This is a genomic window from Okeania sp. SIO2B9 (assembly GCF_010672505.1).
GTDB classification, from domain to species: Bacteria; Cyanobacteriota; Cyanobacteriia; order Cyanobacteriales; family Microcoleaceae; genus Okeania; species Okeania hirsuta.
Window position 1 is genome coordinate 1 of the sequence record NZ_JAAHGK010000175.1, and the last position, 8081, is coordinate 8081.

At 40.8% G+C, this 8081-nt stretch carries 6 protein-coding genes; all 6 read right to left on the reverse strand.

The genetic code is table 11. From position 1 onward, the window contains the following. Positions 1-617 (reverse strand): hypothetical protein (locus F6K13_RS08710; protein WP_287287219.1); only part of this gene is annotated, 617 nt, incomplete at its 3' end. A gap of 594 nt (positions 618-1211) precedes the next feature. After that, the gene (nifJ, locus tag F6K13_RS08715; RefSeq protein ID WP_124147540.1) at positions 1212-4823 is read right to left on the reverse strand and encodes a pyruvate:ferredoxin (flavodoxin) oxidoreductase; all 3612 of its coding nucleotides are present in this window, start codon (positions 4821-4823) and stop codon (positions 1212-1214) included. A gap of 741 nt (positions 4824-5564) precedes the next feature. Then, the gene (locus F6K13_RS08720; RefSeq protein ID WP_124146233.1) at positions 5565-5801 is read right to left on the reverse strand and encodes a hypothetical protein; all 237 of its coding nucleotides are present in this window, start codon (positions 5799-5801) and stop codon (positions 5565-5567) included. A 339-nt stretch (positions 5802-6140) separates the two neighbouring features. Further along, a complete protein-coding gene (locus tag F6K13_RS08725; RefSeq protein WP_124146232.1) occupies positions 6141-6458 on the reverse strand; it encodes a hypothetical protein in 318 nt (105 codons plus the stop codon). Between the two features lie 34 nt (positions 6459-6492). After that, on the reverse strand, positions 6493-7224 hold the full coding sequence (gene pflA / locus F6K13_RS08730) for a pyruvate formate-lyase-activating protein (protein WP_124146231.1): 732 nt from the start codon (positions 7222-7224) through the stop codon (positions 6493-6495). 152 nt (positions 7225-7376) lie between these two features. Next, the coding region (locus F6K13_RS08735) for a glycine radical domain-containing protein (RefSeq protein ID WP_287287221.1) at positions 7377-8081 on the reverse strand (705 nt) is incomplete at its 5' end.

Sequence of the window (8081 nt, forward strand, 5' to 3'; positions counted from 1 at the left end):
CGCTTCACATATGCAATTTGAGCTTTACGATTAGGAGCATACATTTGAAATGCTGTATTTTCATAGATGGCATCAAAACCATATTTGAGATAAGGACGATCGTTTCTTGCTGAAATATACTCAGGTGTGATGTCTACAAAAGGTCCGATATAAATATCGGAATAGCTGTGTTGGCAAAGCTTATGGAAATTTTCTCCATTGGCTGGATTTGGAGAGTCAGTTAAAGTACTAATCATACCTTGGGAATATTCAGCCAGTGTTCTTGCATTTGTGCCATCTGCTGAACTTACCTCATAATAAGTAAAAGGCTTTTTCTCATCTTTTAGTCGGTGTTTTGCTAACCTTTGTAGAGCTACACCGATTCGGCATTGCTCTTCTATAATAAAGGGAACACTGGCACAGAAATGTTGATAGAATGTTCCTATATTGCGTTGAAATACACTGTGGTATTCCCGATATTCATTGCTTTTACTTAAAAAGTCAGAGGCTGCATATACGCTTTGTGTAGGTGCTTGAGAGATACCCGCAGCAATATTCTCAAAATGTTTCAGGAGAGAGGTTACACGAGGCCCTTTAAGCAAAGTAGCTCTGATTTTATCATAGTCAAATACTTTCATATTTAAAAAATACCAGTCGAATCCTATCTATGATCCCTGCCACTATACCACAAAGGGGGTTGGGGGGTTAGATTTTTTTCACCCATAGTTCTAGACTAAACGTGCTAGTAGTTTGGGTTATAAATATATAGGGTTTGCGCTCAAAAGTCTTATGGGTAAGGGTAGGAGACAGGAGACAGGAGACAACCCACCCCTAACCCCTCCCAACCCACCCCTAACCCCTCCCAGGAGGGGAGGGGAAGACAGGAGGAACGGGGAATGAGCGAGGAGGTAGGATTCATTAATTGATAATGGATAATGGATAATTACCTCGGATTTTAACCGTTACGGAATTGAATATAAGGAAATATCCTAGCAATTTTTTCCCCTTAAAAGGGCAGGCTTTAAACCACAATTATTTAATTAGTATATGTTGATAATTCTATAATTACTTCAAGCCTTTAATCTCCCCCACTCCCCTACTCTCAACTATACAATAACTATTCAACCGGATTCTATATTAGAACTCAAAAATGCGTAATTCCTCAAACTATATCTTGTTGTTGGGTTGCGCTTGCGCTTAACCCAACCTACAGTTTTATCCCTCGGAAGCTATTAGCTATTAGTCGTTTTTTCTGGTGTTTTCATAGCATCAGAATTACCGTTACCATTTCCATTACCATTGGGCATTTCTAATTTTCGAGCTGCCAAATATTCATACATCGCATAACGAGTATTGACATCTTCCTGCGCTTGTGCTAATAACTCTTTGGCATCAGCTGGTTTACTCTTGGTGAGCATTTTGAACCTATTCTCCTGATACATCGACTCGCCTACTGGTTTCTTGGGCGATCGCATATCTAGTTGCAAAGGATTTTTTCCTTGTTGTACCAAGTCTGGGTTATACCGATACAACAACCACCGACCACTTTCTACAAGAGCTTTTTGATTACTCATTGCTGTCGTCATATTAATTCCATGAGCAATACAATGACTATAAGCAATAATTAAAGATGGTCCCTCATAAGCTTCAGCTTCCAAAAATGCTTTCAGGGTATGTTCGTCTCGCGCTCCCATGGCAACGCTGGCAACATAAACATTCCCGTAAGTCATTGCTATTAAACCTAAATCTTTCTTGCCTGATGGTTTTCCTCCTGCTGCAAATTTAGCAACTGCTGCACGGGGTGTTGCTTTGGAAGACTGACCGCCAGTATTAGAATAAACCTCCGTATCCATGACCAAAATATTCACATTTCGACCGCTGGCGATAACGTGGTCTAAACCACCAAAACCTATATCATAAGCCCAACCATCACCGCCAACTATCCAAACAGATTTTTTCACCAGATAATCTGCTAAAGTCAGCAGTTGCTTTGCTTCTGGCGAATCTACCCCTTGCAATTTTTCCTTGACTTGGGCGACTCGCTCCCGTTGTTCCCAAATATCAGCTTCAGATTTTTGGGAGGCGTTCAGAATGGCTTCAACTAAATTATCTCCCACAGTTCCCGCTACTTTTTGTAAAAGCTCCGTAGCAAACTGACTATGTTTGTCGAGAGACAGACGGAAACCTAAACCAAATTCGGCGTTATCCTCAAACAAACTATTTGACCAAGCGGGCCCGCGACCATCGGCATTTTTTGTCCAAGGAGTTGTAGGTAAGTTACCGCCGTAAATAGAAGAACATCCCGTAGCATTCGCCACAACCGAGCGATCGCCAAATAGTTGACTAATTAATTTAACATAAGGAGTTTCTCCACAACCTGCACAAGCACCAGAAAACTCAAACAAAGGTTCTTGCCATTGTTGTTGACGAATACGGTCGGGATGGAGGGAGCGACGGTCGGGGTTAGGTAGACCCAGGAAGAAATCCCAATTTTCCCTTTCTTGTTCCCGCAATGGTAACTGCGCTTCCATATTTATTGCCTTGCGGGATGGCATAGATTTATTTTTTGCCGGGCAAATATCTACACACACACCACAACCAGTACAGTCTTCGGGTGCGACTTGGATAGTAAATTTCTGTCCGGAAAAATCTTTATCCTTGACATTTGTAGATTTGAAAGTTGCCGGAGCATTATCTAACAAAGTCTCCTCATAAGCTTTACCACGGATGACCGAATGAGGACAAACCATAATACACTTACCGCATTGCACGCAAACATCTGGGTCCCAAGCTGGAATTTCTTGAGTAACATTACGTTTTTCCCATTTAGTTGTTCCGGTGGGGTAAGTTCCATCACATGGTAAAGCGCTGACTGGTAGTTGGTCACCTTCCCTAGAAATCATTTTGCCCAAAACATCCCGCACAAATTCTGGCGCTGTGTCGGGAATGGGTGGTAAACGGTGGAGAGTACTGCTAACTTCCGTGGGAATTTTAACTTCGTAGAGATTATCCAAAGTATTGTCAACCGCTTGTAAATTCATATTGACAATTTCCTGACCTTTTTTGCCGTAGGTCTTTTGGATGTATTTTTTAATTTGAGCGATCGCCTCTTCTCTGGGCAAAACATTAGCTAAGGCAAAGAAACAGGTCTGCATTACTGTATTAATGCGTCCCCTCATCCCACTATCACTAGCAACTTTATTAGCATTGATTACATAGACTTTTAAATTCTTGCGGATAATTTGTTCTTGAATTTCTACTGGCAACTGTTGCCAAACTTCATCGGGAGCGTAGGGACTATTCATCAGAAAAATAGAACCATTAGCTGCGGAGGTCAGAACGTCTAATTTTTCTAGAAAACTCCATTGGTGACAACCGACAAAATTTGCTTGGTCGATGAGATAAGTGGAACGAATGGGGTTAGCACCGAAGCGGAGGTGGGAGACAGTAACAGCACCAGATTTTTTGGAGTCGTAGACAAAGTAACCTTGAGCATAGTTGTCAGTTTCTCCCCCAATAATTTTAATGGAGTTTTTATTTGCACCCACAGTACCATCAGAACCCAAACCGTAAAACATTGCCCGCACCACATTATCTGCTTCGATAGAGAAACCTGCATCGAAAGGTAAAGATGTGTGAGAAAGGTCATCGTTGATGCCGACTGTAAAATGATTTTTGGGTTTATCGGCACTGAGGTTGTCAAAAACGCTCTTCACCATTGCCGGGTTAAACTCTTTAGAAGATAAACCATAACGACCGCCGACTACTTTTGGCATTGCGTCTGACCATTCTTCATTCAGAGCAGTAACTATATCTTGATACAGAGGTTCGCCACTTGCACCGGGTTCTTTTGTCCTATCTAACACAGCAATTTTTTTCACTGTTTCAGGTAATGCTGCGACTAACCTTCTGGCATCGAATGGTCTATATAGTCTAACTTTCAATACCCCAACTTTTTCACCATTGGCAGTTAAGTAGTCTACAGTTTCGTGAACTGTTTCACAACCAGACCCCATGAGAATAATAACCCTGTCTGCATCAACAGCACCGTGATATTCAAAACATTGATATTGTCGCCCTGTCAGTTCGGCAAATTTATCCATTGCTTTCTGAACAATATCCGGAGTTGCCGTGTAAAAAGGATTAACACTTTCCCTAGCTTGGAAATAAACATCCGGGTTTTGAGCTGTACCCCGTAAAACTGGTCGGTCAGGAGTCAAACCACGAGCGCGGTGAGCAAAAACAAATTCATCATCGATCATTTCCCGCAAAACCGTTTCTGGCAGAAGTTCAATTTTCTGTACCTCATGGGAAGTGCGAAAACCATCAAAGAAATGAATAAATGGCAGTCTTGCTTCCAGAGTGGCAACTTGGGAAATAAGTGCCAAGTCGTGAGCTTCTTGTACCGAAGCAGAACACAACATGGCAAAACCAGTAGCACGAGCAGCCATCACATCACTGTGGTCGCCAAATATAGAGAGACCTTGAGCTGCCAGAGAACGAGCTGCAACATGAATAACACAACAAGTCAGTTCCCCAGCAATTTTATAAAGATTAGGAATCATTAATAATAATCCCTGAGATGCTGTGAACGTTGTAGTTAGAGAACCTGTTTGCAACGAACCATGTACTGCTCCGGCCGCCCCACCCTCACTCTGCATTTCAACCACACTGGGAACTGTACCCCAAATATTCGGCGTGCCTTGGGATGACCAAGCATCGGCCCATTCACCCATTGGAGAGGAGGGAGTGATGGGATAGATGGCAATGACTTCATTGAGTTTGTGGGCAACACGGGCAACTGCTTCGTTACCATCCACTGTTGCAAAAGTTTTGTCACTCATAGATATTCTCCTGTTGAAATTCTCTGGTTATTTACAAATATTGTGGATTTTTGACATCTCCAGGGGTTGAAACACCCTGGATTCTGCGGTTAACCCACCGCAAATGGGACGGGGCGTTTAAAGTGCGGAATTTACTTCCGCACGCAGCCCCTCATAAATCCACATTTGCTTCAAGCCTGAAGGGCAGACTTCTAGGCTTCTCGGCATAGACTATTATCTAGCTGTTAGCTTACTTTTTTTCAATAGCTTTCACGAGTGGTTTTACTTAATATGTTGGAGCAATCTTCTCGCTGCTCTAGCTGCCTTCTTGCTTTTCGGTGCTGAATGCGGAGCTAACAGCCGTCGTAGGAAATCTATTCCCCGTCTCCTGTCCACCGGAATTTCACCGCACTAGCTAGAGATCATGGCAACAAACCTTGTTCTTACTTGCTATTTCTATTATAGCAGAACTTCACTCCGCTTTATTACCCGCGTGTCGTTATTCAACCAGCCGTTAAAACGGGCACTGCGTACTTCCTCCCGAAGCTTTTTAGGTTTAGTAATTTATTAATTAGATCTATTTTGAATATTCTACCTGTTTCTTACTTCTAAAAATTGATGTTTTTTTTACACCTATATGCAGCTTTTTTTGCTAAATCTTTTGTTGAGTTGGTATTGGACGAGAACAAAATGGGGGTCATGTATTTTTTAATACACAAGGCTTTTGAAAATTAACTCTTGGGATTTATTAATAAAAAAGCTTTAAAACTTATCTAACAATAAAATTTGTGTTAAAGCGTCGTGAATACCTATTTCTGCCATCGGAGAAAGTTCCTCCCCAAATTGAAAATTGAATACAGGAATTAATATCCACCAAGCGGGAGGTACGTAACTGTAAATAGGGTCTGCTGAAAAAATTGGTTGGTGGAGGTAGGACACGGGGACGCGGAGACGCGGAGACGGGTCGATGTGTGGGGAACAGGCAACAGTTTCGGCCATTTTATGTGAAGAAATTTTCTTGAATTTCAGCAGAAAATTTCAGTAAATTGATGCCAATAAGAGCCAAGAACGACGATATAATACCAAATTCACGCAAAGGCAGTTACATCTTAATTTGTGATTTATTCCTAAAAGAAAAAATTATAAATTCTATAAATTCTAAAATTTCCACCTTTTTTCCTCTTTAATATTTATGTTTTTCTTTCTCTGTTCCCAGCTCCGGTGTTCCCTGTTCCCTGTGTCTTCACGCTTTGCAATATTTTATGAAATTGGTATAAACTGAATATAAAAAGCTCATAAGCCTTAGCTATACTGACTTTTAGCTTTATTCAGCAAGCCCTAAATAAACTGACTGAGAGCAAGTAGCGATAGAGGATCTACAACTTGCCCCACACAATTTTTAAGGTGAGGAAGGGGTGGAGCGTAATTGTAATAACCAACAAGTAATTCAGGCGAGTCCCAAGGGCGATAAACATCAACAAAAATGACTAACTTGGCTTCAGACATTGGTTTTGCTAGGTCAGGGGTAAGTTGGAGGAGAGGGAGCGATCGCAAATTCAACAATTTCCAGTTTGCTACGAACTCTGCTACTCTTCTGCCTGCACCATAATCACTGTAGAAAATATTCCCATAACCTATTATTAATATTTCAGCCATTATTTATCTGCACTCTACCTTTTGCCTTCTCACATTATTGAACTATTAGGTTATGACTTTTGAAGATATTAATAGTTCTTTCTAATAATTCATCTGAAGGAGGTTCTGTTGTTTTGAGTTGATAATCATATCCTAGTTGTTGCCATTTGTATTCTCCCATTTTATGAAAGGGTAAAACTTCAACTCTTTCAACATTATCAAAAGGCTCTATAAATTCAGCTAATCCAGTTACATTATCAATGGGATCTGTCAAGTCAGGGACTAACACAAACCTTATCCATGTTGGCTTATGAATTTCGTTGAGATACCGAGCAAAATTAAGGGTTGGTTCCAGAGAAACATTGGTTACTTTCTGGTAAATTTTTGGATCAAAAGATTTAATATCTAATAATACCAAATCTGTATATTCTAAAACAGATTTAGCAACGTTCAAATGGACATATCCCGATGTATCTAAAGCAGTATGAATTCCTAGCAGACGACATCTTTGAAAAATTTCTTTGACAAATTCAGGCTGCATCAGAGGTTCACCACCAGTTACCGTGACACCGCCACCAGAAAATTTAAAGTAAGACTGATATTTTTCAATTTCTAAAATCAATTCATCAACAGACATTGACTTGCCATTTTCCGTATGACGACAATCAGCATTATGGCAGTATAAACATCTTAAGGGACAACCTTTAGTAAAAATAACAAATCGAATTCCCGGACCATCGACCGTCCCACAAGTCTCTATTGAATGAATAATGCCAGTCGATCCCATGTAAATTACTCCTCTCGAAAATGCCTAAGTCCTGTTTTTATTATTGGAGATTGGAGAGGTGAACAGCTGTTCACCCCTACAAAATAATCAGCGATCGAGAAACTTTATCCTTTCTAACCTTTTCTTTCCTCCTGCCTCCTGCCTTCTGCCTTCTACAACTGATTGTGGAATGTTCGGTTAATCACATCTAATTGTTGTTCACGACTCAGTTTAATGAAGTTAACTGCATAACCTGATACTCGAATAGTCAACTGAGGATATTCTTCAGGACGGTTCATTGCATCTAGCAAAGTTTCTCGGTTGAGAACGTTAATATTGATATGATGTCCCGTGTCGTGGAAATAACCATCTAACATTCCTACCAAATTGTTGACTTTTCCATCGTCAGTTTTCCCTAATGCTTCTGGCACAATAGAGAATGTGTATGAAATTCCATCTTTAGCATTTTCATAAGGTAATTTGGCAATGGAAGCCATAGAAGCGATCGCTCCTTTAGTATCTCGTCCGTGCATGGGGTTTGCTCCCGGTGCAAATGGTTCTCCTGCTTTTCGTCCATCAGGTGTGCTGCCAGTTTTCTTACCATAAACCACATTTGAGGTAATAGTTAAAATTGACTGAGTAGGTGTTGCATGACGATAGGTTTTGTTTTTGCGGATTTTATCCATAAAACTGCTTAAAACGCCAGAAGTGATTTCGTCAACCCGCTCATCATTATTGCCAAACTTTGGATAATCTCCTGTCACTTCGTAATCAACCGCTAACCCCTCTTCATTCCGAATAACTTTGACACTTCCATATTTAATTGCCGCCAGCGCATCTCCTACCACAGACAAACCAGCTATTCCACAAGCCATAGA

What these genes read in the sequence shown, in the direction of transcription:
- pflA (WP_124146231.1), bottom strand. Translation starts at nt 7,224, where the DNA reads ATGGGATCGACTGGCATTATTCATTCAATAGAGACTTGTGGGACGGTC.
- nifJ (WP_124147540.1), bottom strand. Translation starts at nt 4,823, where the DNA reads ATGAGTGACAAAACTTTTGCAACAGTGGATGGTAACGAAGCAGTTGCC.
- F6K13_RS08725 (WP_124146232.1), bottom strand. Translation starts at nt 6,458, where the DNA reads ATGGCTGAAATATTAATAATAGGTTATGGGAATATTTTCTACAGTGAT.
- F6K13_RS08720 (WP_124146233.1), bottom strand. Translation starts at nt 5,801, where the DNA reads ATGGCCGAAACTGTTGCCTGTTCCCCACACATCGACCCGTCTCCGCGT.